General features: G+C 73.3%; 20 protein-coding genes and 1 riboswitch. Of the genes, 7 read left to right on the top strand and 13 right to left on the bottom strand.

What is annotated here, in order from left to right; all coding sequences use genetic code 11:
• Positions 1-3: 3 nt before the first annotated feature.
• The 7 genes from ACFYZ3_RS17580 to ACFYZ3_RS17550 all read right to left on the bottom strand — a co-directional run bounded on the left by ACFYZ3_RS17580 (position 4) and on the right by ACFYZ3_RS17550 (position 7,984).
• Positions 4-2,556 carry a polynucleotide kinase-phosphatase gene (locus ACFYZ3_RS17580; protein WP_388518126.1) on the bottom strand — a complete coding sequence of 851 codons (2,553 nt, stop codon included), beginning with the start codon at positions 2,554-2,556 and terminating at the stop codon, positions 4-6.
• Positions 2,553-4,019, bottom strand: coding sequence for a 3' terminal RNA ribose 2'-O-methyltransferase Hen1 (locus tag ACFYZ3_RS17575; protein WP_388518123.1), 1,467 nt, complete (start codon positions 4,017-4,019; stop codon positions 2,553-2,555). Before ACFYZ3_RS17575 ends, ACFYZ3_RS17580 begins: the two co-directional genes overlap by 4 nt.
• A gap of 167 nt (positions 4,020-4,186) precedes the next feature.
• Positions 4,187-5,110, bottom strand: coding sequence for an LLM class F420-dependent oxidoreductase (locus tag ACFYZ3_RS17570; RefSeq protein WP_388518120.1), 924 nt, complete (start codon positions 5,108-5,110; stop codon positions 4,187-4,189).
• Between the two features lie 164 nt (positions 5,111-5,274).
• Positions 5,275-5,745, bottom strand: a complete 471-nt coding sequence (locus tag ACFYZ3_RS17565) for a DUF6099 family protein (protein ID WP_388518117.1) — start codon at positions 5,743-5,745, stop codon at positions 5,275-5,277.
• A 183-nt stretch (positions 5,746-5,928) separates the two neighbouring features.
• The gene (locus ACFYZ3_RS17560) at positions 5,929-6,282 is read right to left on the bottom strand and encodes a nucleotide pyrophosphohydrolase (RefSeq protein ID WP_011030572.1); all 354 of its coding nucleotides are present in this window, start codon (positions 6,280-6,282) and stop codon (positions 5,929-5,931) included.
• A complete protein-coding gene (locus ACFYZ3_RS17555) occupies positions 6,279-7,496 on the bottom strand; it encodes an ATP-binding protein (protein ID WP_388518114.1) in 1,218 nt (405 codons plus the stop codon). The genes ACFYZ3_RS17560 and ACFYZ3_RS17555 overlap by 4 nt, the downstream gene beginning before the upstream one ends.
• A gap of 95 nt (positions 7,497-7,591) precedes the next feature.
• A complete protein-coding gene (locus ACFYZ3_RS17550; RefSeq protein ID WP_208298327.1) occupies positions 7,592-7,984 on the bottom strand; it encodes a cell division protein SepF in 393 nt (130 codons plus the stop codon).
• A gap of 187 nt (positions 7,985-8,171) precedes the next feature.
• Here ACFYZ3_RS17550 and ACFYZ3_RS17545 point away from each other — a divergent pair, with 187 nt between their 5' ends.
• Positions 8,172-11,315 carry an FAD-binding and (Fe-S)-binding domain-containing protein gene (locus ACFYZ3_RS17545; protein ID WP_388518111.1) on the top strand — a complete coding sequence of 1,048 codons (3,144 nt, stop codon included), beginning with the start codon at positions 8,172-8,174 and terminating at the stop codon, positions 11,313-11,315.
• Positions 11,316-11,384: 69 nt separating this feature from the next.
• On the opposite strand, the gene ACFYZ3_RS17540 is transcribed toward ACFYZ3_RS17545, so the two are convergent.
• Positions 11,385-11,852 (bottom strand): hypothetical protein, encoded by a 468-nt coding sequence (locus ACFYZ3_RS17540; RefSeq protein WP_388518108.1) that lies wholly within the window; start codon positions 11,850-11,852, stop codon positions 11,385-11,387.
• A 279-nt stretch (positions 11,853-12,131) separates the two neighbouring features.
• Here ACFYZ3_RS17540 and ACFYZ3_RS17535 point away from each other — a divergent pair, with 279 nt between their 5' ends.
• From ACFYZ3_RS17535 to ACFYZ3_RS17510, 6 genes are all read left to right on the top strand, one after another.
• The gene (locus tag ACFYZ3_RS17535) at positions 12,132-13,490 is read left to right on the top strand and encodes a chloride channel protein (protein ID WP_388518105.1); all 1,359 of its coding nucleotides are present in this window, start codon (positions 12,132-12,134) and stop codon (positions 13,488-13,490) included.
• Positions 13,487-14,059: a potassium channel family protein gene (locus ACFYZ3_RS17530; protein WP_388518102.1), complete on the top strand. Its 573-nt coding sequence runs from the start codon at positions 13,487-13,489 to the stop codon at positions 14,057-14,059. The genes ACFYZ3_RS17535 and ACFYZ3_RS17530 overlap by 4 nt, the downstream gene beginning before the upstream one ends.
• 100 nt (positions 14,060-14,159) lie before the next feature.
• A riboswitch (cobalamin riboswitch) is annotated at positions 14,160-14,346 on the top strand.
• 29 nt (positions 14,347-14,375) lie between these two features.
• Entirely contained in the window at positions 14,376-15,074 is a 699-nt protein-coding gene (locus ACFYZ3_RS17525; protein ID WP_388518099.1) for an energy-coupling factor ABC transporter permease, read from the top strand.
• Positions 15,071-15,427 carry an energy-coupling factor ABC transporter substrate-binding protein gene (locus ACFYZ3_RS17520; RefSeq protein ID WP_388518096.1) on the top strand — a complete coding sequence of 119 codons (357 nt, stop codon included), beginning with the start codon at positions 15,071-15,073 and terminating at the stop codon, positions 15,425-15,427. The genes ACFYZ3_RS17525 and ACFYZ3_RS17520 overlap by 4 nt, the downstream gene beginning before the upstream one ends.
• Positions 15,428-16,177 (top strand): cobalt ECF transporter T component CbiQ, encoded by a 750-nt coding sequence (cbiQ, locus tag ACFYZ3_RS17515; protein WP_388518093.1) that lies wholly within the window; start codon positions 15,428-15,430, stop codon positions 16,175-16,177. It begins immediately after the preceding gene.
• The gene (locus tag ACFYZ3_RS17510; RefSeq protein WP_388518090.1) at positions 16,174-17,028 is read left to right on the top strand and encodes an ATP-binding cassette domain-containing protein; all 855 of its coding nucleotides are present in this window, start codon (positions 16,174-16,176) and stop codon (positions 17,026-17,028) included. Before cbiQ ends, ACFYZ3_RS17510 begins: the two co-directional genes overlap by 4 nt.
• 47 nt (positions 17,029-17,075) lie before the next feature.
• Here the strand turns inward: ACFYZ3_RS17510 and ACFYZ3_RS17505 are convergent, their stop codons facing one another.
• The 5 genes from ACFYZ3_RS17505 to ACFYZ3_RS17485 all read right to left on the bottom strand — a co-directional run bounded on the left by ACFYZ3_RS17505 (position 17,076) and on the right by ACFYZ3_RS17485 (position 25,516).
• On the bottom strand, positions 17,076-18,692 hold the full coding sequence (locus tag ACFYZ3_RS17505) for an MFS transporter (protein WP_388518087.1): 1,617 nt from the start codon (positions 18,690-18,692) through the stop codon (positions 17,076-17,078).
• A gap of 186 nt (positions 18,693-18,878) precedes the next feature.
• Complete coding sequence (locus ACFYZ3_RS17500) at positions 18,879-19,526, bottom strand: TetR/AcrR family transcriptional regulator (protein ID WP_388518084.1); 648 nt, start codon at positions 19,524-19,526, stop codon at positions 18,879-18,881.
• Between the two features lie 148 nt (positions 19,527-19,674).
• Complete coding sequence (locus ACFYZ3_RS17495) at positions 19,675-21,972, bottom strand: glycosyl hydrolase family 18 protein (RefSeq protein ID WP_388518081.1); 2,298 nt, start codon at positions 21,970-21,972, stop codon at positions 19,675-19,677.
• A gap of 98 nt (positions 21,973-22,070) precedes the next feature.
• The gene (locus ACFYZ3_RS17490) at positions 22,071-24,812 is read right to left on the bottom strand and encodes a TIR domain-containing protein (RefSeq protein WP_388518078.1); all 2,742 of its coding nucleotides are present in this window, start codon (positions 24,810-24,812) and stop codon (positions 22,071-22,073) included.
• A 2-nt stretch (positions 24,813-24,814) separates the two neighbouring features.
• Complete coding sequence (locus ACFYZ3_RS17485) at positions 24,815-25,516, bottom strand: hypothetical protein (protein ID WP_388518076.1); 702 nt, start codon at positions 25,514-25,516, stop codon at positions 24,815-24,817.
• Between the last annotated feature and the right edge of the window lie 177 nt (positions 25,517-25,693).

The following is a 25,693-nucleotide window of genomic DNA, read 5'->3' as shown; positions in this document are numbered from 1 at the left end:
GGATCACAGCCGCGGGTCCACGGGCTCCGACTCCAGGGCCAGCACCCCGAACACCGCCTCGTGCACGCGCCACAGCGGCTCGCCGTCCGCGAGGCGGTCCAGGGCCTCCAGGCCGAGGGCGTACTCGCGGATCGCCAGGGACCGCTTGTGGTTCAGGAACCGGTGCCTGAGCCGGGCGAGGTTGTCGGGGCGGGTGTACTCGGGGCCGTAGATGATCCGCAGGTACTCGCGGCCGCGGCACTTGATGCCGGGCTGCACCAGGCGGTCCTTCCCGTCGCGTACCAGGGCGCCGACGGGCTTGACGACCATGCCCTCGCCGCCGCGGCCGGTCATCTCCAGCCACCAGTCGGTGCCCGCCGCCACCGACTCGGGGTCGCCGGTGTCGACGTAAAGGCGCCGGGTGGTCCGCAGCAGGCCGCTGCCGTCGTGCTCGACGAGCCGGTCGAGGAGGGCGAGCTGCTCGTCGTGCGGCAGTGCGGCCAGGCTGCGGCCCTGGACGGCGAGGATCTGGAACGGGGCCAGGCGGACGCCGTCCAGGCCGTCGGTGGGCCAGCAGTAGCGGCGGTAGGCGTCGGTGAACGCGGCCGCGTCCGCGGACCGGTCGCGCTGGCGGTCGAGGAGGTCCTTCACCCCGACGCCGCGCGCCGCGGCGCCCTCGAGTGCGGCCAGCACGCCCGGGAAGACCGCGCCGGAGGCGGCGCCCACGGCGGCGTACTGGGAGCGCAGCAGCCCGGAGGCCTTGAGCGACCAGGGCATCAGCTCGGTGTCCAGAAGCAGCCAGTCGGTGGCCAGTTCGTCCCACAGGCCGGCCTCGCCGATCGCGGTGCGCAGCCGGTCCAGGATCTCCTCGGTGACCGAGGCGTCGTCGAGGAAGGGGCGGCCGGTACGGGTGTAGAGGGAGCCCGTGGGGCCCTCCACGCCGAAGCGGGCGCGGGCCGCCTCCGCGTCGCGGCAGACCAGGACCACCGCACGCGAACCCATGTGCTTCTCCTCGCACACCACCCGGGCGACGCCGTCCGCCGCGTACTGCGCGAAGGCCTCCTTCGGGTGCTCCAGGTAGCCGTCCACGCCGGAGGTGGCGGTCGGCGCCATGGTCGGCGGGAGGTACGGCAGCAGCCGCGGGTCGGTGGCGAAGCGGCTCATGACCTCCAGCGCGGCCGCGCCGTTCTCCTCGCGCACGGTGATCCGCCCGGCGTGCCGGGTCTCCACCACGCGGCGGCCCTGGACGTCGGCCAGGTCCAGCGGGCGGCCGTCGTGCCCGCCGGGTGCCTCGGTGCGCAGCGGCTTGGCCGGCTCGTACCAGACGCGCTCGGCGGGTACGTCGACGATCTCCCGCTCCGGCCAGCGCAGCGCGGTGAGCTTGCCGCCGAAGACGGCGCCGGTGTCCAGGCAGATGGTGTTGTTCAGCCAGGTGGCCTCCGGGACCGGGGTGTGGCCGTAGACGACGGCCGCCCGGCCCCGGTAGTCCTCGGCCCACGGATAGCGCACGGGCAGGCCGAACTCGTCGGTCTCGCCGGTGGTGTCGCCGTACAGGGCGTGGCTGCGGACGCGGCCGGAGGTGCGGCCGTGGTACTTCTCGGGCAGGCCCGCGTGGCAGACCACCAGCTTGCCGCCGTCGAGGACGTAGTGGCTGACCAGGCCGTCGATGAACTCCCGCACCTCGGCGCGGAACTCCTCGCTCTCGCCGTCCATCTGCTCGATCGTCTCGGCCAGTCCGTGGGTGTGCTGGACCTTGCGGCCCTTCAGGAAGCGGCCGTACTTGTTCTCGTGGTTGCCGGGGACGCACAAGGCGTTGCCCGACTTGACCATGGACATCACGCGGCGCAGCACGCCGGGGCTGTCCGGGCCGCGGTCGACCAGGTCGCCGACGAAGACGGCGGTGCGACCGTCGGGGTGGACACCGTCGGTGTAGCCGAGCTTGGCGAGCAGGGTCTCCAGCTCGGTGGCGCAGCCGTGGATGTCGCCGACGATGTCGAACGGGCCGGTGAGGTGGGTGAGGTCGTTGAAGCGCTTCTCGGTGACGACGGTGGCGTGCTCGGCCTCCGCCACGCCGCGCAGCACGTGCACCTTGCGGAAGCCCTCGCGCTCCAGGTGGCGCAGGGAGCGGCGGAGTTCGCGGGTGTGGCGCTGGATGACCCGGCGGGGCATGTCGGCGCGGTCGGTGCGGCCCGCGTTGCGCTCGGCGCAGACCTGCTCGGGCACGTCGAGGACGATGGCGATGGGCAGCACATCGTGCTTCCTGGCCAGGTCGATCAGCTGACGCCGGGCGTCCTGCTGCACGTTGGTGGCGTCGACGACGGTGCGGCGGCCCGCGGCGAGCCGCTTGCCGGCGATGTAGTGCAGGACGTCGAAGGCGTCGCGGCTGGCGCTCTGGTCGTTCTCGTCGTCGGCGACCAGGCCCCGGCAGAAGTCGGAGGAGATGACCTCGGTCGGCTTGAAGTGGCGCCGCGCGAAGGTGGACTTGCCGGAGCCGGAGGCGCCGATCAGCACGACGAGGGAGAGGTCGGTGACGGGCAGGGCGCGGGCCCGCACGGTGGTGTCGTCGGTGGTACTCATGCGGCCTTCGCCTCCTTCTCAGTAGCGGTCAGGGTGAACAGGGCCAGCTGGGTGGGCGGCCCCACCTCGGGGTCGTCGGGTCCGACGGGGCGGAACTCCACCTCGTAGCCGTGCCGTTCGGCGACCGCCCCGGCCCAGGCGCGGAACTCCTCACGGGTCCACTCGAAGCGGTGGTCGCGGTGGCGGGCGTGACCGGCGGGGAGGGTCTCCCAGCGCACGTTGTACTCGACGTTGGGGGTGGTGACGACGACGGTGCGGGGGCGGGCGGAGCCGAAGACGGCGTACTCCAGGGCGGGCAGCCTCGGCAGGTCGAGGTGCTCGATCACCTCGCTGAGCACGGCGGCGTCGTACCCCTTGAGGCGCTTGTCGGTGTAGGCGAGCGAACCCTGGAAGAGCCGGACGCGGGCGGCCTGCCGCTCGCCCATGCGGTCCAGCTTGAGCCGTCGGGAGGCGATGGTGAGGGCGCGCACCGACACGTCCACGCCGACGATCTCGGTGAACCGCGGCTCCTTGAGCAACTCGCGCACCAGGTGCCCCTCCCCGCAGCCCAGGTCGAGGACGCGGGCGGCGGCGTGGTCGCGCAGCGCGGTGAGGATCGCCTCGCGGCGGTGCACGGCGAGCGGGGTCGGCTTCTCCTCCTGCTCGGCCTCCGCCTCGACCGCGTTGTCGATCTCCTCGACCTCGCTGTCGTCGGTCTCGGCCAGCCGGATCAGCTCCAGCCGGTCCATCGCCTCGCGGGTCAGGGACCAGCGGCGGGACAGGTAGCGGCTGGTGATGAGCTTGTGCTCGGGGTGGCCGGGCAGCCAGCCCTCACCGGCCCGCAGCAGCTTGTCGACCTCGTCCGGGGCCACCCAGTAGTGCTTGGCGTCGTCGAGCACCGGGAGCAGGACGTACAGGTGGCGCAGGGCGTGCGCGAGGGTGAGGGTCTCGGACTCCAGCACGAGACGGACGTAGCGCGAGTCGCCCCACTCGGGGAACGCGGTGTCCAGCGGCACCGCGTCGACGGCAACCGCCCAGCCCAGCGGCTCGAACAGGCGCCGTACCAGGTCGGGGCCGCCGCGGGCGGGCAGGGCCGGGATCTCGACGCGCAGCGGCAGCGGCTCGGCGGCGCGCTCGGGGCGGGCCTTGCACACGCCGCGCATCGCGCTGGAGAAGACGTTGCTCAACGCGACGGCGAGGAGGGACGAGGCCGCGTACGGACGGTCGTTGACGTACTGGGCGAGGGCCGCGTCGGGGGCGCCACCGCGGCCCTTGCCCTTGCCCCGCCTGACCAGCGCCACCGCGTCGACCTCCAGCAGCAGCGCCGCCGTGCAGCGCTGCTCCTCCGCCTCCGGGTAGAGCACGTGGGCCGTGCCGAAGGAGGTGGAGAACGCCTGCGCCTTCTCGGGATGCTTGTGCAGCAGGAAACCGAGGTCGGTCGCGGGGTGCTGGGGGGTACCGGTGGTGGTGATGGTCAGGAACATGGGCCTCTCCGGCCGGGTCGGCGGTGCAACGGACGACTGCGGTGCCGTGCGCGCGAGAGCCCCCAGGGGGTGTTCCCCGGGGGCTCCGGCAGGACGACGGTCACACCATCGCACAGGGCGGGTGACCGGCGCCTTCGGATATTCGACTGTGCGACAGGCGTGCGGTCTCAGGACAGCTGCGACTGGACCTGGGAGGAGATCAGCTCCAGGTGGTCCAGGTCGTCGAGGTCGAGAATCTGGAGGTAGATGCGCTGGGCGCCGGCCTCGGCGTAGCGGCCGATCTTCTCGACGACCTCGGCCGGAGAGCCCGCGAGGCCGTTGGCCTTCAGCTCCTCCACCTCGCGGCCGATGACGGCGGCGCGCCGGGCGACCTCGGCGTCGTCCTTGCCGACGCAGGCGACGAGGGCGTTGGAGCAGGTGAGCGCGTCCGCGCCGCGGCCGGCCGCCTCGGCGGCGGCCCGTACCCGGCCGAACTGGCGCTCGGTGTCCTCGATCGAGGCGAACGGCATGTTGAACTCGTCGGCGTACTGACCGGCCAGCCGCGGGGTGCGGGTGGCGCCGTGGCCGCCGATGAGCACGGGGACCTTGGCCTGCGCGGGCTTGGGCAGGGCGGGCGAGTCGGTGAGGTCGTAGAACTTGCCGTGGAAGTCGAAGGTCTTGCCGGTCTCGGTGGCCCACAGGCCGGTGACGATCGCCAGCTGCTCCTCCAGGCGGCCCATCTTCTCCTTCGGGAAGGGGATGCCGTACGCCTTGTGCTCCTCCTCGAACCAGCCGGCGCCCAGGCCCAGCTCGACGCGGCCGCCCGACATCTGGTCGACCTGGGCGACCTGGATGGCGAGGACACCGGGCAGGCGGAAGGTGCCGGCGGTCATGAGGGTGCCGAGGCGGATGCGCTTCGTCTCCCGGGCGAGTCCGGCGAGGGTGATCCAGGCGTCGGTGGGGCCGGGGAGTCCGTCCACGGCGCCCATGCGCAGGTAGTGGTCGCTGCGGAAGAAGGCGTCGAAGCCGAGGTCCTCGGTGGCCTTGGCCACGGTGAGCAAGGTGTCGTAGGTGGCCCCCTGCTGGGGCTCGGTGAAGATACGGAGATCCATGTCTCCCATCCTGCCTGCTCGGCGCGGGGGTACGGCACAGGCTCCACGTCGCGGCGCGCGGCGCGCGGCCCCCGGTGACCGTCCCAGGGGTGTCGCTCGGATCTTGCCTGGGGTGGGCCGCAGGGCACCGTTGCCTGGAGCCGGCCCGATCCGAACGACACCCCCTACCCGGCCTCCCGCTCGGGTAAGTGCGCGTCGCGGTCCGCCAGTTTGCGCAGCATCTCCAGGACCCGGTCGCGCGACTCGTCGGCCGCGTCGATGGCCTCCATGCACTGCCAGTACGTCGCCTCGTCGTCGGCGGCGCAGGCGACGCCCACGAGGGCGATGCCGGTCTCGCCGAGCAGGGTGCCCAGGCGCACCAGGGCCTGCCGGGCGTCGCCCAGTTCGGTGAGCTGGGCGGCGCGCAGCTCGCCCGGGGCCAGCTCCGGAGTGTGCAGCACCCCGCAGCCGCGGCCCGCCAGCTCGGTCAACCCGATGGCCTCGCCGCGCAGTTCGGGTGGTCCGTGGACCGCCAGCCGGCTGCCGATCGCCTGGGCCAGGGCCTGCACCTGCCACACCTCCGTCAGGACCTCCGGCACCTCGCCGCCGGCGGCCAGGGCACGCCCACTCGTCACGATGAGCCGCACAGCGTCCATGCGCTGCCCCCGTCTGTCCGACGCGCTCTCGACGCGTCCGCCCGAACTCCGTTGTTCACTACCCAGAGTGAAGGCGTGTGGGACGAAAAGCCAGAGGAAGGCGGAAATCTTCGGACACCATCGCGATTTCTGGCCGGAATCTGACTGCGGAGAGTGATAACGGAGTGGTTGACTCCCCCGGGTTCAGCCTTCCGGTCGGCCCACCTCGCCCGCCACCGGGAAGCGGGACTCGTTGCGCTCGATCTTCTCCTCCAGCGCGGCCAGCGGGTCGACTCCGAGCACCTCGCAGAACTGGAGGAGGTACGCCAGGACGTCGGCGACCTCGTCCCGGACCCGGTGGGCGGTGTCCGGGTCGGTCATGACGCGGGCCGACTGCTCGGGCGTCAACCACTGGAAGATCTCGAGGAGTTCGGAGGCCTCCACGCTCAGCGCGGCGGCCAGGTTCTTCGGGGTGTGGTACGGCTGCCAGTCGCGCGCGGCGGCGAACTCGGCCAGCCTGCGCCGCAGTGCCGCGAGGTCGCGGGGATGATCGGTCACGGGTTCAGGTGTACCACCGTGACGCCGCCCGCTCCGGCCGCCCCTGCCTGCCCCGCCTCCCCCACCGCCTCGACCGCCCACGACGCGTCGGCGACCGCTCCGACGAGGCGGATGTGTCCCCGGTCGCACATCCGCGCGGCCAGCCGGAGCAGTTCGGCGCGCTGGCGCACGTCGAGGCCGCGGTCGAAGCCGTCGGCGAGCACGGTGAGCGTCTGCAGCGCGGCGGGGACCTCGCCGGCCGGGTCGACCTCCAGCACGCCGGGGCCGGTGAACAGCACCAGGGCGAGGGCGAGGTAGCGCAGTTCGCCGTAGCCGAGGCGGCCGAGGCCGGTACGGACGCCGTCGCCCCGGTCGAGGAGCGCGCGGACCACCCCGCCGAGGGCCGGTTCGGCCAGGACGTCCTCGACGGGGCCCGCGCATCCGGCCCGTACCGCCGCGACGAACTGCGCGTGCCGCCGGCCGCACTCGGCGCGGGTGCGCCACAGCACGTCGGCGAGGTTGTCGCAGCCGCCGAGCAGGCGCCCCGAGCCGGTGGGTACGGGCTCCCGCATCCGGCCCGGCCGCGGATCGCAGGCGAAGACGGAGCGCAGCGCGACCACCATCTGTTCGGCCGCCGCGAGCACCCTGCGCTGCCCGTCCGTCTTGCCGGCCACCCGCAGCGGCAGCAGCGGGGTGCCGAGCCGGTCGTCGGGCAGCGGGGCGCGGGTCACGGGCGCCGACCCGGCCGTGTGCCAGGCCGCCTGCACGGCACGGCGGCCGGGGTCGCGCAGGGCCGTCTCGAGCAGCACCACGCCGTCCGCCGTCAGCCGCTCCCCCACGATGCGCAGTTCGGGCTCGGCCTGCACGGCGACGTCCAGGTGCACCGGCCCCTCGGCGCCGTCGGCCGTGCAGCCGATGCGAAAGCCCCGGCGGTGCTGCGCGTCGGGCCGGGCCCGCTCGGGCACGCAGGCGCCCGGGTCCGGGAAGACCGCGCCGAGTTCCGCGCCGCCGCCGAGCCGGGCCAGGGCGTCGTACGCCCTGAGCGCACTGGTCTTGCCGCTGCCGCTGGGCCCGGCGAGCACGGTGAGCGGCCCGAGCCGCAGCACGGCGCGCCGGTGCCCGGCGAAGGCGGACAGCCGCAGCTGGGTGACGCGGGGACGGTCGGGGATCGGCGCGCCGGACGCCGGTAACGCGGAGGACGCGGGTGACGCGGAGGACGCAGGTGACGCTGCCATATGCGGACCGTAGGACCCCGCCGGACGGCGAACCGTTTTGCCCGGACGGCTTTCCTACGATCGAGGGACCGGACGGTCAGGGCCGGAGCGGACCGTCACACTCCCGGCACCCCCGCCGCGCTCTCCATCAGCCCGTTCACCTCGGTGCCCGCCGGGGTCAGCAGGAAGACGTTGCGGTCCACCCGGTGCATCCCGCTGGCCAGGCCGAAGACGACGCCGGTACTGAAGTCCAGGACCCGCTTGGCGACCTCGCCCTCGGCGCTGGTCAGGTCCAGGAGCACCGGGATCCCCGCCATCAGGGTCTCGGCGACCTCGCGGGCGTCCGCGAACACGTTGACCCTCAGGACGACGAACCGGCGGCGCCGCTCCGTCTCCGCCTCCGGCATCGCCCGGTGACCGACCGCGGACGGCCAGGCGTCGCGCCCGCGCAGCGGAACTACCTGGGCGAGCCCTTCCCACTGCTCATCGGTGACGTCGTGGCTGTTCACCGGCTCCCCCGATTTCACTCGCCTTCATTGCCTGCACCAGCCAATTCTTACGCCAAGTCACCCGTTCGGCCCAACAGCGACACGGTTGGCGACGCTCCGTGTCCGGTGATTGCCCCGGGGCGGGCAGGGTACTCAGCGACGGCCACGTCCGGCCCTCCCGGGCCGCCGATCAACTTACGGAGAGCCCATGGGTGCGCTGGACCTGCCCGAACCCGTCACGCGCGAGGGGGCACCACCGAAGGTCGACACCGACGCCCTCCAGGACGCCCTGCGCGAGCGGGTGGACGGTGAGGTCCGCTTCGACGCCGGAAGCCGGGCCGCCTACTCCACGGACGCGTCGAACTTCCGGCAGACCCCCCTCGGCGTGGTCGTCCCGCGTACCCCGGAGGCCGGGGTGGAAGCGGTGGCCGTGGCCCGGGAGTTCGGCGCACCCGTGCTCTCGCGCGGCGGCGGGACCAGCCTGGCCGGGCAGTGCACCAACGCGGGCGTGGTCCTCGACTGGTCGAAGTACTGCACCCGGGTGGAGTCGGTGGACCCCGGCGCCCGCACCTGCGTCGTCCAGCCCGGGATCGTGCTCGACGACCTGAACCGGCAACTCGCGCCGCACGGCCTGCGCTACGGGCCCGAGCCCGCCACCCACGCCAACTGCACCATCGGCGGCATGATCGGCAACAACTCCTGCGGTGCCACCGCACAGGCGCACGGCAAGGTCGTGGACAACATCGCCCGCCTGGAGGTGCTGCTGTACGACGGCACCCGCTTCTGGTGCGGCCGGACGGACGACGAGGAGTACGCCGAGATCGAGCGGCAGGGCGATCTGCGGGCGACCGTCTACCGGCGGCTGCGGGCGCTGCGCGACACCTACGGGGACGAGATCCGCCGCCGGTTCCCGGACGTCCCGCGCCGGGTCTCCGGCTACAACCTGGACTCCCTGCTGCCGGAGTTCGGCTTCGACGTGGCGGGGCTGCTGGTGGGCAGCGAGTCGACGCTGGTCACGGTGGTGCGGGCGGAGCTGAAGCTGGTGCCGGTGGTGAAGGAACGCTCCCTGCTCGTGCTCGGCTTCGACAGCATCGACAAGGCCGCCGACGCGGTGCCCGACATCCTCCCGCACGAGCCGATCGCCCTGGAGGGCGTCGACGCCCGGCTGGTGCGCGACGAGCGGATCAAGCACCTGAACCCCGAGGCGCTGGCCGAGATGCCCGAGGGCAACGCCTACCTGATGGTGCAGTTCGGCGGGGACACCGCCGAGGAGGCCGACGCGCGGGCGCACCGGCTGCTGGAGGCCGTGCACCGCTCCGAACGGGACGCCGACTGCGCGTTCCTGGACGACCCGTCGCACGAGGAGGACCTGTGGCAGGTCCGCGAGGCCGGGCTCGGCGCCACCGCGCACATCCCGGGCAAGCCCGACACCTTCGAGGGCTGGGAGGACTCGGCGGTCTCCCCCGGGAAGCTGGGCGACTACCTGCGACGGCTGCGCGGCCTGTTCGAGGAGTTCGGGTACCTGAGCGACACGGGACCGAGCCTGTACGGCCACTTCGGGCAGGGCTGCGTGCACACCCGGATCCCGTTCGACCTGTACACCGCGGACGGGGTGGCGACGTACCGGAGGTTCATGGAGCGGGCCGCCGACCTCGTCGTCGAGTTCGGCGGCTCGCTGTCCGGCGAGCACGGGGACGGGCAGAGCCGGGGCGAGCTGCTGGGGCGGATGTTCGGGGACCGGCTCGTGGAGGCGTTCGGGCGGCTGAAGGCCGTGTTCGACCCGCTGGACCGGATGAACCCGGGGAAGGTCGTCGCGCCGTACGGGCTGGACGACAACCTGCGGCTCGGCGGTGACTGGGCTCCGTTCGAGCCCCGTGACCTGCACTTCCGCTTCCCGCACGACGGGGGTTCGTTCTCCCAGGCGGCCAATCGCTGCGTCGGGGTCGGAAAGTGCCGGCAGCACACCAGCGACGGCACGGTGATGTGCCCGTCGTACCAGGTGACCCGCGAGGAGGAGCACTCGACGCGGGGCCGGGCCCGGCTGCTGTTCGAGATGCTCGACGGGCACGGGGACGGCGCGATCCGGGACGGCTGGCGTTCGGAGGCGGTGAAGGACGCCCTCGATCTGTGCCTGGCCTGCAAGGGGTGCAAGAAGGACTGTCCGGCGGACGTGGACATGGCCACGTACAAGGCGGAGTTCCTGTCCCACCACTACGCCGGTCGGCCGTGGCGCAGGCCGCGTTCGGACTGGTCGATGGGCTGGCTGCCGGCGCTCGCGCAGGTGGTGGGCCGCGCCCGGCTCGCGCCGGTGGTCAACGCGCTCACGCACGCGCCGCTGCTGTCGAAGGCCGCGGTGCTGGTGGCCGGGGTGGCCGACCGGGAGGTGCCGCTGTTCGCGGAGCGGACCTTCGCGCAGTGGTTCGCGGACCACGAGCCCGAGGGTGACGGCCGCCGCGGGTCCGTGCTGCTGTGGCCGGACACCTTCACCAACCACTTCCACCCGCACATCGGCCGGGCGGCGGTACGGGTCCTCGAACAGGCCGGCTGGCGGGTGGAGTTGCCGCACGAGCCGCTGTGCTGCGGGCTGACCTGGATCTCCACCGGGCAGCTCGGCACCGCCGAGAAGGTCCTCACCCGGACCGTGCGCGCGCTGGCCGGCCATGTCCGGGCGGGCGGCCTGGTCGTGGCACTGGAGCCGAGCTGCACGGCCGTGTTCCGGGCCGACGCGGCCGAGCTGTTCCCCGGCGACCAGGACGTGCTGCGACTGGCCGAGCAGACGGTGACCCTCTCCGAGCTGCTCACCGATCACTCCCCCGGTTACGAGCCCCCGCGGGTCCCCGACCGGTCCGCGCGTGCGCTGGCCCAGGTGCACTGCCACCAGCACGCGGTCCTGGGCTGGGAGGCCGACCAGGAGCTGCTGCGCCGGGCCGGGGTGGACGCGGAACGACTGGACTCCGGCTGCTGCGGGCTGGCCGGCAACTTCGGCTTCGAGCGCGGGCACCTGGACGTCAGCGAGGCGTGCGCGGAGCGGGTGCTGCTGCCGCGGCTGCGGGAGGAGGACGAGTCGACCGTCGTCCTCGCCGACGGGTTCAGCTGCCGCACCCAGATCCACGAGTTCGACAGCGGCGGCCACGAGGGCGTCCACCTGGCGGAACTGCTGGCCTCGGCCCTGCCGCCCGGCCCCGCGACCGGCCCGGGGGCTCCGGGCAGCGCGTACGGCACCGCCCCGGGCGCCCGTCCGGCCGCTCCCGGTCCGCGGGCGCGGGCCCTGGCCCTCGCGGCCACGGCGGCGGCCGCCGTGGGCACCGCGGCGGCGGCGACGGCGCTGGCCCGGAGCCTGCGCCGCCACTGAGCCCGGACCCGACGGACGGTCACCCCGCACCCGCGGTGGTGACCGTCCGTCGGTTCCGGGCGTGGCGTCTCAGGCCCGGGAGGACGCGGTGTCCTGACGGCTCGCCAGGGCCCAGATCACGAACACGTCGATCGCCATCATGATCACGGACCACACGGGCGCGTACGGCAGGAACAGGAACTGGGCGATCAGGCTCAGCGAGGCGAGGACGATACCCGCCACCCGTGCCCAGGCCATGTCCTTGAGCAGACCGAACCCGGTGACGAACACGAGGGCGCCCAGAATGACGTGGACGATCCCCCAACCGGTCAGGCTCATCTCGTAGACGTAGGTGCCGATACGGGCGTACACGTCGTCCTCGGCGATGGCCGCGATGCCCTGGAGGACGGCGAGCGCGCCGTTCAGCAGCAGCAGTACGCCCGCGAAGACGACCCCGCCGGTCACCCAGCCGCTGGTGCGGTCGCCCGAGCGCCGGGCCCAGGAGGCGTCGCCGCCGTGGGACGGCCGGCCGGGAGAGGGTTCGGCGTGCTGGCTCATGAGCGAAGTCCTTTCTGTGTCCCCCGTACGGGGCAGCTGCCCACCGGTGCCGACGGCACCGACAGGTCGTTCAGAGCCTGCGGGCGTTCGCGCTCCCCGGCCACGCGGGTCCGCCGTACGGGTGAGTCGCGCGCCGGGCGTGCGCATGCGGGCGCCCCCGGCCTCGCGTTAACTGAGCGGCACCCGCGGCCCCGGTGACCGGCGGACCCCGGGGCCGGAAGAAGGAGGGCGTGTGACGAGTCGGCCGCTGCCCCGGCGGGGCCCGCGCGGACGGGTGCCGTGACCGCGCCGGCGAACGCCGTCCCGGACCGGGCGGAGCGGTCGCTGCGGCAGACCCTGCTCAGCCCCGGCTACCGGCGGCTGTTGCTGCTGTGCGTGCTGCTGGGGGTGCCCATCGCGCTGGCCTGCTTCTTCTTCGTCGGGCTCCAGCACGAGTTGCAGCACTGGGTGTGGACGTCGCTGCCCGAGGCGGCCGGATACGACACCCCGCCGTGGTGGTGGCCGCTGCCCGCGCTCGTGCTCGCCGGGCTGATCCTGGCACCGATCGTGACCCGGATGCCGGGCGGCGGCGGCCATCTGCCGGTGAACGGCCTGGGCGGCGCGCCCGTCGGCCCCCGGGCGCTGCCCGGCGCGGTGCTGGCCGCGCTGGCCACGCTGCCGCTCGGCGTGGTGCTGGGTCCCGAGGCCCCGCTCATGGCCGTCGGCAGCGGGCTCGCCCTGCTGGCGGTGCGGCGGGCGGGCGCGGGCGGCGACCAGCGGGCGAGCGCGATCCTCGCCACGGCCGGCTCCACCGCCGCGATCTCCACCATCCTCGGCGGCCCGATCGCGGCGGCGGTCCTGCTCATCGAGGGGGCGGGGCTGGCCGGCACCCAGCTGGTCGCCCTGCTGCTGCCCTGCCTGCTGGCCAGCGCGACCGGCGCCCTGGTCTTCACCGGCTTCGGTCAGTGGACGGGGCTGGAGATCGGCGCGCTGGGCCTGCCCGACCTGCCGCCGCAGGCCCATCCGGACGCGGGTGACTTCCTGTGGGGCCTGCCCACCGCCGCCCTGATCGCCGTACTGGTGACGCTGGCCCGCGCGCTGGGCCGTCGCACCGTCGCCTGGACCCGGCGCCGCACGGCCGCCCGCACCGTCGCCTGCGCCACCGCGGTCGGCGTCTGTGTCGCCGCGTACGCGCTGATCACCGGCCGTTCCCCGGCCGAGGCCGCGCTGTCCGGGCAGGCCACCCTCGCCCAGCTCGCCGCGCATCCGCACGCCTGGTCCGTGGGGGCGCTGGTCGCGCTGGTCGTGTGCAAGGGCCTGGCCTGGGGCGTCGCGCTGGGCGCGCTGCGCGGCGGCCCGATCTTCCCGGCCGTGCTGCTGGGCGCGGCGACGGCCCTGGCCTGCTCCGGGCTGCCCGGCTTCGGTGCCACCCCGGCCCTCGCCCTCGGCATCGCCGCCGCGGCGGCCGCGGTGACGGGGCTGCCGCTGGCCAGCTCGGTCCTGGCGGTGCTGCTGATGGGCCGGGACTCCCACGACCAGATGCCGCTGATCGTCATGGCCTCGGTCGTCTCGTTCGTCGTGGCCCAGCTGGTGCGCCGGACCCGGCCGGAAGCGGGCGGGGCGCCGGACGGATCGCCGACGGCGGGAGCGGCGCGGTGAAGGACCGCCGGACCGCGCACCCGCGCCCCCGACCTCGCCCACGTCCCCGTACCGGCTGGGACGCCGTCCGGCCCTGGCTCGTACGGGCGGGGATCGCGGCCGCCGTGGGCGTGGCGTACTTCCTGCTCCCCCTCGACCACCTGGGGCCGCAGCGGCCGGTGCTGAGCTGGGTGCTGTTCGCCCTGCTGCTGGCCGTCGTGGCCGTACTGCTGCTGCGGCAGATCCGGCACGTTCTCCTGGACCGTCCGGACAGCCGGCCCGGGGTGGTCATCTCGCTGCTGATCGTCCTGTCCGTGCACGTCTTCTCGGCCACGTACTACGCCCTCGCCAAGTCGCCGGGCGAGTTCAGCGGACTGCACACCCGGATCGACGCGCTGTACTTCACCGTGGTGACGCTCGCGACCGTCGGGTACGGGGACATCACCCCGCACGGCCAGGCCGCACGGGTCGTGGCCATCCTCCAGATCACCTACAGCTTCGTCTTCCTCACGGCCGCCGCGACCGCGCTGACCACCCGGATGCGGGACATGGTGGTCCGGCGGCCCGAGCGGGGCGGCCGGTCCCGCTGACGGCGGCGCCGGGCGTTTGCGCAGCACCGAGGCCTGTTCGGCGGCCCGGCGGGGCGCCCGCCGGGTCCGAGGCCCGCTTGTGCCCGCCCCCGTGGGAGCACTACTGTCGCCACGCCTTGGTGAACGGGAAATCCGGTGTGATGCCGGTGCGGCCCTCGCCACTGTGAATCGGGAAGTCCGGCTCCGGCCCTGGCGGGCAGCCACTGGATCGCTTGCGATCCGGGAAGGCGGAGCACGGGCGGTGGTACCCGTAAGCCAGGAGACCGGCCAAGGCGCGTCGTCCATCCACGAGGTGCTGGAGAGGGTCTGCTGAGCCATGCACATAGCCGAGGGCTTTCTGCCACCGGCGCACGCGATCGCCTGGGGTGTCGCGTCCGCGCCGTTCGTCGTCCACGGAGTCCGGTCACTCACCCGTGAGGTCAGGGAGCACCCGGAGAGCACGCTGCTCCTCGGCGCCTCCGGAGCCTTCACGTTCGTCCTGTCGGCCCTGAAGCTGCCGTCGGTCACCGGGAGTTGCTCCCATCCGACCGGCACCGGTCTGGGCGCGATCCTGTTCCGGCCGCCGATCATGGCGGTCCTGGGCACCATCACCCTGCTCTTCCAGGCGCTCCTGCTCGCCCACGGCGGGCTGACCACGCTCGGCGCCAACGTCTTCTCGATGGCGATCGTCGGCCCCTGGGCCGGGTACGGCGTCTACCGGCTGCTGCGCCGCTGGGACGTGCCGTTGATGGTCACCGTGTTCTTCGGCGCGTTCGTCGCCGACCTGTCGACCTACTGCGTGACCAGCGTGCAGCTGGCGCTGGCCTTCCCCGACCCGGGCAGCGGATTCCTGGGCGCGCTCGGCAAGTTCGGCTCGATCTTCGCCGTCACGCAGATCCCGCTCGCGGTCAGCGAGGGCCTGCTCACCGTGATCGTGATGCGGCTGCTCGTGCAGTCCAGCAAGGGCGAACTGACCCGGCTGGGCGTGCTGCTGACCCGGTCCGGCGAGCGGAAGCGGGAGGCGGTGGCCCGATGAGCCGGAACGCGAAGATCAACACCCTGCTGCTGCTCGCCGTGGCCGCGCTGGCGGTACTGCCGCTGGTGCTGGGCCTCGGCGACCACAAGGAGGAACCGTTCGCCGGGTCCGACGCGGAGGCGGAGACGGCGATCACCGAGATCGAGCCGGACTACGAACCGTGGTTCTCCCCGCTGTACGAACCGCCGTCCGGGGAGGTCGAGTCGGCGCTGTTCGCGCTGCAGGCCGCGCTCGGCGCGGGCGTGCTGGCGTACTACTTCGGCCTGCGCCGGGGTCGACGGCAGGGCGAGGAACGGGCGTTGGCCACCTCCGAGGCCACGGCGGCCGCGGGGGACGCCCCCGAAGGGGACTGAGTGCTGCCGATCGACGCGGCGGCGCACAGCAGTCGATGGCGCCGCCGCCATCCCCTGGACAAAGCCGTGCTCGGTCTCGGCCTGACCGTGCTCGCGATCTCGCTGCCGCCCTGGCCGGGTGCCGCGCTGGTGCTGGTGGCGGCGCTGGCGGTGCTGCTCGGCCCGGCGGGCGTGCCCGGGCGTCGGCTGTGGCGGGCCTACCGGGTACCGCTGGGCTTCTGCGTGACGGGGGCGCTGCCGCTGCTGGTGCAGGTCGGGGGCCCGGACGGGTTCCTGTCGGCGGCCGACGGCGGCGCGGTGCGCGCGGGTGGGCTGCTGCTGCGCACCTCGGCGGCCTCGCTGGGGGTGCTGCTGTTCGCGTTCACCACGCCGATGTCCGACCTGCTGCCGCGCCTGGTGCGGGCCGGGGTGCCCGCGCCCGTCGTGGACGTGGCGCTGGTGACGTACCGGATGAGTTTCCTGCTGCTGGACTCGGTGCGCCGGATCCGTCAGGCGCAGGCCGCGCGGCTCGGGCACACCAGCCGGGCGGCGGCCTGGCGTTCGCTCGGCGGGCTCGGCGCCACCGCGTTCGTGCGGGCCTTCGACCGGGCGGCCCGGCTGCAGACCGGGCTCGCCGGGCGCGGTTACGACGGCACCCTGCGCGTGCTGGTGCCCGAGGCCCGGGTGTCGGTGCCGTTCACGGCGGCGAGCGTCGCGCTCCTTGCGGTGCTGGCCGCTCTCACCCTCGTACTGGAAGGACCCCTGTCGTGAGCGAACCGGCGCGGTCACCGGAACCGGCCCTGCCCCTGGTCGCCCTGCGGGGCGCGTCGTTCGCGTACGAGGAGGGGCCGGACGTGCTGACGGGCCTGGACTTCGCGGTGCGCGAGGGGCGCGCACTGGCGCTGCTCGGCCGCAACGGCAGTGGCAAGACAACGCTGATGCGGCTGCTCAGCGGCGGACTGAGGCCGCGTGCGGGGACGTTGACGGTCGACGGGGAGCCGGTGACCTACGACCGCAAGGGGCTGACCCGGCTGCGGACCACCGTGCAGTTGGTGGTCCAGGACCCGGACGACCAGCTCTTCGCGGCCTCGGTCGGCCAGGACGTGTCCTTCGGCCCGCTGAACCTGGGGCTGCCCGACGCGGAGGTGCGCTCCCGGGTCGGGGAGGCGCTCGCCGCGCTGGACATCGCGGCGCTGGCCGAGCGGCCCACGCACCTGCTGTCCTACGGGCAGCGCAAGCGGACCGCGATCGCGGGGGCGGTCGCGATGCGGCCCCGGGTGCTGATCCTCGACGAGCCGACCGCCGGTCTCGACCCGGACGGGCAGGAGCGGTTGCTCGCCACCCTGGACCGGCTGCGCGCGGGCGGCACCACCGTGGTGATGGCCACCCACGACGTCGACCTCGCCCTGCGCTGGTCCAACGACGCCGCCCTGCTCACCCCGGACGGTGTGCGCACCGGCCCGGCCGCCCCGACGCTGGCCCGCGCCGACCTGCTGCGGCAGGCCGGGCTGCGGCTCCCCTGGGGCGTCGCGGCGGCCGGGCTGCTGCGGGCGCGGGGCCTGCTGGCGGACTCGGCGAGGGGTCCGCGGACGGCGGAGGAGCTGGCGGCGCTGGCCGACTGACCGAGCGGGGGCGGGTGCGGGCGGCGCAGGGCGGGGGCGGGGGCGGCTCAGCTCCCGGAACGGCTGAGTTCGGTGTCCCGGGCCTCCGTCGTGTCGGCCTCGGCCTGGGCCGACCGCCGGGCGCGGCGGCCGGGCAGGACGGCGAGGACGATCAACGTGCCCGCGGCCATGATGACGCCGCCGACGAGGCTGGTCGTCGAGACGCCGTGGGCGAAGGCCCGGTTCACGGCGTCGGCGAGGGCCTGCGCCTGCTCGGGTCCGGCGGCCGGGCTGGTGGCGAGCCGCTCGGCGACGGCGAGTCCGCCGCCCACCGAGTCCTGGGCGGTGTCCAGTGCGGCGGCCGGGAGCCGGTCGCCCACCAGGCCGGCCAGTTCGTCCCGGTAGGAGGTGCCGAGGAGGGAGCCCAGGACGGCGATGCCGAGGGAGCCGCCGAGTTCCAGCGCGGTGTCGTTGGCGCCGCCGCCGACGCCGAGTTCGCTCTCCGGGAAGGAGCCCATGATGGTGTCGGTCGCCGGGGAGACGCTGAGGCCGATGGCGAGGCCGAGCAGCAGCATCGGGGCGAGGAAGTCGGCGTAGGTGGAGCCCTGGTCGATCAGGACCAGCAGGAAGACACCGACGGTGCCGATGGCCATGCCGGAGCCGACCATGGCCCGTACGCCCAGCTTCGGGGTCAGCCGCCCGGTCACCGCGGCACCGACGAACACGGCCCCGGCCAGCGGCAGCAGCCGTACGCCGGTCTCCAGCGCGCCGTAGCCGAGGACGAACTGGAGGAACTGCGTGGCGTAGTAGATGGCGCCGTAGGTGCCGAAGAAGAAGAACAGCACCGCGAGCATCGAGCCGCTGAAGGGCCGCAGCAGGAACCTGCGCACGTCCAGCATGGGGTGCGGGTGGCGCAGCTCCCAGGCCACGAAGGCGATCAGACCGGCCCCGGCAACAACCGCCGCGGCGACCGGTCCCGCGCCCCAGCCGAAGTGCGGGCCCTCGATCGTCGCGTATACCAGGCTGCCGACGGAGACGATGGAGAGCAGCCCGCCGACGTAGTCGATGCGGCCCGCACCGGCCGCCCGGGACGGCGGTACGAGGACCAGCGCGCCGATGACGGCGAGGACCGCGACGGGGACGTTGACCAGGAAGGTCGAGCCCCAGGCGTGGTCCTCCAGGAGCCACCCGGCGACCAGTGGCCCGACCGCGATGGCGAGTCCGGAGGTGGCGGTCCAGGCCGTGATGGCGCGGGCGCGCTCGCCCCTCGGGAAGACCGCGACCAGCAGGGACAGCGTGGCCGGCATGACGACGGCGGCGCCGACGCCCATGACGGCGCGGGCCGCGATGACCAGCCCCGTCTCGTGGACCAGGCTGCCCATCACCGAACCGCCCGCGAAGATCACCAGACCGGTGACCAGGGCCCCGCGTCGGCTGTACTTGTCGCCGATCGCGCCGAGCACCAGCATCAGCGCGGCGTACGGGACGGTGTAGCCGTCGATGACCCACTGGAGGTCGCTGCTGCTCAGGCCCAGGTCGGTCGTCATGTCCGGGGCGGCCACGATCAGGGACGTGTTGGCCATGACGACGATCAGCAGGCTCAGGCAGAGCACGAGGAGAGCCCACCAGCGCCGGGCGTAGGGCCCGGGCATCTTCTCGACGGGGGTGGTGGCGAGTAGGGGCATGGAGGCTCCCGGAGACAAGCGAGGGCGAGTTAATTGCCCATGAGTGAGCAGACAAGAGCAGCGTAGTTTGTTGCACATGGACGTGCAAATAAGGCGCCCGCCAACCGGGGGCGCCTACTGAACGGGGAGAGTGGCCTACTCGGCCGAACGGGGAGGGCGGCCTACTCGGCCGAACGGGGGGGCGGCCTACTCGGCCGGGACGGACTTCGCGCGCACCGCCGGGCGCACGGCCTCGACGACGGCCCGCGCCCGCCGCTCCGGCACACCGGCCGCGATGAGCATGGCGGCGGCGGTCCGGGTGCCGTCGTCTTCCAGGGCACCGGTGTTGACCTGCTCCAGGAGCGCGACGACCATCGCCTCGAGCCCCGCGCTCAGCACGGCGGGGGGCAGGTGGGCCGGGAAGGCCCCGTCCCGCTGGCCGCGCTCCAGGATGGCGGTGACCTCGGCGCGGGCCGGGGCCAGGATCTCGGCCACGCGCTCCACGCCCAGGTCGTGCCGGGCCAGGGCCAGCAGCATGCGGTAGCGGTCTCCCACGGACCACATCAGCAGCGTGAAGTGCGCCAGCGCCCGGTCGGCCGGTTCGTCCGGCTGCGCCGCGTCGGCCATCGCGCCCCGCAGCACCTCGGACGCCTCCTCGGCGAGGGCCTCCAGGAGCGCCGCACGCCCCGGGAAGTGGCCGAAAAGGGTACGCCGTACGACACCGGCGGCCCGGGCCAGCTCCTCCAGCGTGGTGTCCGGGTTCCGCCCCAGCTCCCGGCGGGCGGTGGCCAGGATGCGCGCCCGGTTCGACCGCGCGTTGCGGCGCTGCGGCTCACGGGCGACGGGCTTGGTCACGGGAACCTCGGGGCGGTGCGGCGTGCGGGTACGAGTGCGGGGCTCCCATTCTGGCACGGAGGGCACGAGGCCCGGCCGCACCCGGCTCGCCACCGCTTCTGCGCGGAGTGGCGGCGAGCCGGGTGCGCCGTGCCGGGTGCGCCGTGCCTCACTTCAGTCCGTTGTCCAGCGCGGTCATCAGACGGCCGTCCGAGGTGTCGCCGGACATCTCCCAGACGAAACCGCCCAGCAGCCCCTTGGACTTGACCCAGTCGGTCTTCTTCCCGATCGACCAGGTGTCGTCGAAGGACCACCACTGGCCCCCCGGACCGGTGTAGCCGAAGGTGGACACCGACTCCTCGTCGTGGTGGACGGCCATGGACGGGTAGCTGCCGATCAGGTTGCTGTAGCCGCGGACCCCGGCCTCCGCGGGGAACTGGCCGGGTGCCGCGCCGCCCGCGTCCTGCCACTCACCGGCGACGCCGCCCTCGCTGACGCCCTGCCAGCCGCGCCCGTAGAAGGGGAAGCCGACCGTCAGTTTGCGCGGGTTGACCCCGGCGTCGAGATACGTCCGGATCGCGTTCTCGACGCTGAAGTGGAAGGGGTAGGGGTCCTCCGCGTCGGCGTAGAGGTTGGAGGCGTGCCCGGTGCGGTTGGGCTCCCAGGAGTTGTCGCTGCCCGAGCCGTGGAAGTCGTACCCCTGCACGTTGGCGTAGTCGAGGGAGTCGAAGATCCTGGTCAGGTCCCAGCCTGCCTCGATCTTCGCCGGGTCGGCCGGGGTGAACGCCGTGAGCAGCTTGTGCTCGCCGCCGAGCGCGTCGAGCTGGGCGCGGAACTCGGCGAGCAGGGCGGTCAGGTTGTCCTTGTCCTGGGCGCCGTAGTGGTTGCCCGGGTGGCCCTCGGAGCCCGGCCACTCCCAGTCGATGTCGATGCCGTCGAAGATGCCGGCCGCGGTGCCCGGACCGCCCGCGCCGTTGTAGACGGGCAGGTTGCCCTTGATCCACACGTCGATGCAGGACTCGACGAACTTCTTCCGGGACTCCGGCGTCGCGGCGGCGTCCGAGAAGAACTTCGAGTACGTCCAGCCGCCGAGCGACACGACGACCTTGAGGTGCGGGTACTTGGCCTTGAGCTTCTTCAGCTGGTTGAGGTTGCCGCGCAGCTTGCCCCAGCCGTCGTCGGCGACCCCGTCGACGGACTGGGCGGCGGACATGGGCCGCGCGTAGTCGGCGTCCGCGTCACCGGCGCCGGTGCCCTCGTCCGGGTCCTGCGGGTTGCCGGAGGTGCCCTTGGTGACGCCGGCCTGGCAGGTGAGGCCGGTCGGGTCGAGGTTCTCGAAGGCGTAGTTGACGACGTCCAGCTGCTTCGCCGCGCCGGAGGTGTCGAGGTTCTTCACGAAGTACTGGCGCCCGTAGATGCCCCACTGCACGAAGTACCCGACCTTGAGCTGCTTGCCCTGGCCGGCCACGTCGTCGGTGGTCGCCTTCACGGCCGCGGAGGCCGCCGAGGAGTTGTCGGCGGTGTCCCGGGCCTTGACGGTGAAGGTGTAGGCGGTGGCCGGGGAGAGTCCGTCCACCGTGACGGTGGTGGTGTCCGCCCCGACGGTCTTCGCCAGGGTGCCGCCGCGGTAGATGTCGTAGGCGGCCACGGCCACGTTGTCGGTGGACTCGTCCCAGGCCAGGCCGACGGTGGTGGCCGTCCTGCCGGTGGCGCGCGGGTTGCCCGGCGCGGTCGGCGGCGTCGGGTCGGTCGCCGGGTCCACCGTCTCGACGGTGAGCGGTTCACTGGCCGGTCCGACGTTGCCGCGCCTGTCGATGGCCCGGACGGTGAAGGTGTAACTCGTCGCCGGGGTCAGGTCGGTGACGGTCGCGGAGGTGCCGCTCGTGGTGGCGACGGTCTCCGTGCCCTTCAGGACCTCGTAGGAGGTGACGGGGTGGTCACCGGGCCGGGCCGCGGCCCATTTCAGCGTGACCCTGTGCGCGGTGACCGCGGTCGCCTCCGGTGCGCCGGGGGCGGTCGGCGGCACGTCGGGGGTGCCGTCGCACTTGTCGCCGTTGACGGTGCAGCCGGTCGGGGTGCCGACCGGGCCGGTCGCCGAGAACTGGTAGCTGTAGGGCTCGGTGGTACCGCCCGCCGGGACCCTGCCGTTGTAGTAGGCGTTCTCGACGGTCACGTGCCGGCCGGAGACCGTGGCTTCGCCGTAGAGGTGCCCGCTCACGGACACGCCCGGCGGCAGGTCGAACTCCAGGGTCCAGCCGTCGGAGGCGGCCGTGCCGTTGTTGTGGACGACGTATTTGCCCGTCCATCCGGACCCGTTGCTCTGGGAGGTGAAGGTCGCCGTCAGTGTTCCGGCCGCCTGGGCGGGTGCCGCGAGCGCGGTGAGCGCCGCGAGCGGCAGCAGCAACGCGGTCACCAGGGCGGCGATCCGCGTTCTGATCCTGGTCGGTGGTCTGCGCCTGTGGTACATGGCTCTCCCTGTGGTGGTGGGGTGGTACAGGGGTGAGGTGAACCGTGCGCGCGTGAGGGAGTCGAGCGCCCACAACGTAGAAGGTCTGGACCAATGCGTCAACCGTGCGCTCGGGGCTTGCCCGCGCACTGGTCCCGGTAGCCGAAGCTGTCCGAGATCCACTTCTTCCAGTCGGACTCGGACATGTTGTAGGTGATCCGCGCGCACAGGTCGCCCGCCGGGTCCCGGAACATGTGCCAGACCCGGGCCGCCTTGTCGGCTCCCAGGGAGATGAGACGACCGCCGTCCCGGCTGAAGGCGACGGCCTCGGCGGGACCGGTGTGGGCGGGGATGCGGGCGGAGACCTCTCGGGCTCCGTGCGGATGGATCACGACGGAGCCGTCGTCGCCCGCCGAGGCGAACCAGCGGCCGTCGGGGCTGTAGGCGACCGAAAGCACCGTGCCCCGGTGCACCCCCACCCCTACGAACGCTTCGGCATCGTGCTCCTGCCGCCAGACCGTGCCGTCCCGGGTTCCGACGATCAGAGTGCGCCCGTCCGGGCTGATCACCAGGGCGGTGACCCTGTCCTGGGCGTCGAAGGTGCGGACCCTTCCGGCCTTCGCGTCGGCGACGCCCCCGGTGTCGTCGCAGGCGTACGCGACCTGCATCCCGTCCTGGCTGACGGACAGATGCTGCGCCGAGCACCTGATGTCGATCGACGCGCTGGGCGTACCGGCGGCCTTGGCGTCGAGATCTTCGAAGAGGAGCTTGCCCGCGTACGAGCCGACCACGATCTGCCGGCCCCAGGGCATGAAGGCCGCGCTGCTGACCGGACCGACGGAGGAGTCGAGGGCGACCGTGCGCGCCTCGGGCCCCTCCGCCCACAGCCGCAGAGCGTCGGGGCTCACGATCAGCAGGGAGGTGCCGTCGGGCGAGTAGGACAGGCTCAGGACACCCTGCGGGAGGTCCAGTGTCGCCACTTGGACGCCGGTCTCCTGGTCGAAGACGCGCACCCCTTCGCTGCCGCCGACCGCCACCTTGGCCCCGCGGGGGTCGACGGCGAGGGCGTCCGGGGCGCTGGCGTCGTCGGGCCCGGTTCGCAGGAGGGCGTTCCGCGCGTCCCAGCGGCGCAGTGTCGCGTCCTCCCCGAGCGAGACCAGTTCACTTCCGCCGCGCGAGAACGCGACGAAGTCGACGGGACCCGCGTGGCCGGTGAGCGGAAAACCGATCGGGGACCCGGTCGCCGGGTTCCACTGGCGGATCGTCCTGTCGGCCCCCGCCGTGGCGATGCGGGAGCCGCCGGCGGCGAAGGCGATGGCCCGGATCGCGCCCCGGTGACCGGACACGGCCCGGCCCGCCGCCTCACCGGAGTCCGGGTCCCAAAGGCGCAGTCCGCCGTCTTCGGTACCGACGGCGAGGGCATCCCCCTCCGGCGCGAAGGCGATGTCGCTGATCACGTCGTGCGGGTACGGAATGACGACCCCATCGGCACCCACCGCGCCGACGTCCCGGACGTGGACCTCGGACCCCCCGTTGTTGAGCGCGTCGAAGGCGAGCTTTCGGCCGTCGGGGCTGAAGACGACCCGGTCGCCCGTCACGCCCAGGGGTTCTCCGAGGCGCCTTCCGCTGCCGGCGTCCCAGATCCGCAGGCCTCCCCCGGCCACGGCGACGGTCGTCCCGTCGGGACTGAGCGCCAGGGAAGTGGTGGTGCGGCGGTCCGTGGCGAATTCGTTGATCTTCTTCCCGGACGCCGCGTCCCAGAGCACGACGGCCGTTTCGAAGGCCGCGGCAAGACGTTTCCCGTCGCGCGAGAACGCGAGGGCGAGCACCCTGGAATCCGTCATTTCCGCGGCTTCCAGGGCGGGCCCGGACGGGCGGCCGGTGGCGGTACTCCAGAGCGTCGGCCGCTCCTTCCCCCCGAAGGCGACCCGCCCGCCGTCGACCGTCATGGCGGCCCGGCCGTCGGGACCGCTGTCGACTTCGGTGACCCGCAGCAGGTTGGGGCGGGAGTAGGCGGCGTCGAGCGCGGCGTCGTAGGCGGCGCCCTCCACCGACGGTCTCCCGGCGAGGGACCGTGCCGCCATCAGCCGTCCATAGGCTCTGACGTCGTAGCCCGTCTCGGCATTGGCCAACTCGACCTGCGCCCGCTGGATCGCGCTCATCACCGTGGCGTCACGGGCGTTCGCGTTCGCCCGGTCCCTTTCGGCCGTCGCGAACCAGTACTGGATCCCGAAGGAAACGGCCAGGGTGAGGATCAGTGCCATGGCCAGCGCGCCCACGAGCAGCAGTGCCCGGTGTTCCTTGACCTCGGCGTTGTCCAGTGCGCGTTTCGTGGATCCGTGGATCGGAGCCGCCAGCGTCGCCACGGCGTCGCGGAAACCCGCGTGCCACAGGGAGAGGCGGTCGGCGTCACGGGACCAGGTGAGGTCCTGCCACAGCGGTTCCGCCTCGAAGTACCCCGACAGACTCCGCGGCAGGGCGTCGGTCACCGACCAGTCGAAGTCTCCCGCTTCGTCGTCCCACCTGATGGTCCCGTCGGTCAGCGCGATGAGGAAGGTGTCGCTCGTCCTGTTGCGCTGCCAGAACTCGATCTCCTTGCCCACCCACTTCGACTCCGCGGCGGCCGGCGAGGCGAGCAGCACGAAGAACCGCGCGTCGGCGAGCGCGCGCTCGATCGAGGCGCCCAGGGCGTGGGAGGCGGACAGGTCCGTCTGGTCCCGGAAGACGTTCAGTGCCCGGATGCGGTACCACTTCTTGGCGAGGCGGGTGAGTCCGCGCTGGATCGACGGGGCGAGCCGGGAGTCGGCCGCCCGGCTGTACGACACGAAGGCGTCGATCCGCCTGCCGTCACCGCTGCCCATCCCTACGGGCGGGCCGTCCGCCCGGCGTCGCGCCGCAGGTCGTCGGCGTCGTCGCGTGGCCCGGGTACCTGCCCGATCAGCGCGTCGGCCTCGCGGACGCCGGCCAGGCGCGCGAAACCGGCCGCGTAGCCGTGGATGTGCTGCTGCACGAGCTGGAGTTCGGCCCGGCAGGCTGCGTTGTCCGACCAGGTGGATTCCGAGCCGTCCGGATGGGCCAGTTCGAACTCGCGCAACCGCGGGTGCCACTTCGACAGAAACGGCCTCAACTCACGGTTGAGCATGGTGATCGCCAGGTACTCCACCGTCTGGCCGCTGGGGACGACGGGAGAGGGGCGGGTCACCTTCAGCGTCTCCCGCGTCGTCGCGAACAGCCCGTACATCGACGTGAGGGCCTCGCGGACGACGCCCTCGTCGTCGGCGAGGGGTTGGGTGGACACCCGCGTCACCGTTTCGACGAACATGTGCCAGGCGACCTGTCGCGAGTCGTTGTTGACCGCGAAGGTCAGCTCGCTCAGCTGCGGGATGGTGACCTTCACCTCGGTCAGGCGCGCCGCCTTCCGGTACCACTCACTGGCCAGCAGCGCCACCACGGCCGCGAGCGCTCCCGTGACGGCGAAGAGGCTGCGGCTGGTCACCCGGGTGAGGCTGTAGAGGACCAGACCGGCGATCCCGCCGGTGACCGAGGCCAGCAACAGACGGATCACCGCCCGGCGGACGACTCTGACCTCCCAGCGCGGTCGGTCACCAGGCCGCACAGACAGCTTCCTCACCCGCCCCCCTCGAATGTCCGGACGGGGAGAAGATATCGCCCCGGCGGGGCCGGGCGAAGTCGAACACGGGGATTCCGGCCCGGCCGCGAGGGACAGAGGTGTCGCGGCAAC

This window comes from Streptomyces sp. NPDC001599 (genome assembly GCF_042893535.1).
Taxonomy (GTDB): Bacteria; Actinomycetota; Actinomycetes; order Streptomycetales; family Streptomycetaceae; genus Streptomyces.
The sequence above is the reverse complement of the archived record's forward strand: the minus strand, read 5'-3'. Positions and strand labels throughout refer to the sequence as shown.

Coding starts and splice junctions, on each gene's coding strand:
- ACFYZ3_RS17580 (WP_388518126.1), bottom strand. CDS start 2,556: ATGAGTACCACCGACGACACCACCGTGCGGGCCCGCGCCCTGCCCGTC.
- ACFYZ3_RS17575 (WP_388518123.1), bottom strand. CDS start 4,019: ATGTTCCTGACCATCACCACCACCGGTACCCCCCAGCACCCCGCGACC.
- ACFYZ3_RS17570 (WP_388518120.1), bottom strand. CDS start 5,110: ATGGATCTCCGTATCTTCACCGAGCCCCAGCAGGGGGCCACCTACGAC.
- ACFYZ3_RS17565 (WP_388518117.1), bottom strand. CDS start 5,745: ATGGACGCTGTGCGGCTCATCGTGACGAGTGGGCGTGCCCTGGCCGCC.
- ACFYZ3_RS17555 (WP_388518114.1), bottom strand. CDS start 7,496: ATGGCAGCGTCACCTGCGTCCTCCGCGTCACCCGCGTCCTCCGCGTTA.
- ACFYZ3_RS17545 (WP_388518111.1), top strand. CDS start 8,172: ATGGGTGCGCTGGACCTGCCCGAACCCGTCACGCGCGAGGGGGCACCA.
- ACFYZ3_RS17540 (WP_388518108.1), bottom strand. CDS start 11,852: ATGAGCCAGCACGCCGAACCCTCTCCCGGCCGGCCGTCCCACGGCGGC.
- ACFYZ3_RS17525 (WP_388518099.1), top strand. CDS start 14,376: ATGCACATAGCCGAGGGCTTTCTGCCACCGGCGCACGCGATCGCCTGG.
- ACFYZ3_RS17520 (WP_388518096.1), top strand. CDS start 15,071: ATGAGCCGGAACGCGAAGATCAACACCCTGCTGCTGCTCGCCGTGGCC.
- ACFYZ3_RS17505 (WP_388518087.1), bottom strand. CDS start 18,692: ATGCCCCTACTCGCCACCACCCCCGTCGAGAAGATGCCCGGGCCCTAC.
- ACFYZ3_RS17495 (WP_388518081.1), bottom strand. CDS start 21,972: ATGTACCACAGGCGCAGACCACCGACCAGGATCAGAACGCGGATCGCC.
- ACFYZ3_RS17490 (WP_388518078.1), bottom strand. CDS start 24,812: ATGGGCAGCGGTGACGGCAGGCGGATCGACGCCTTCGTGTCGTACAGC.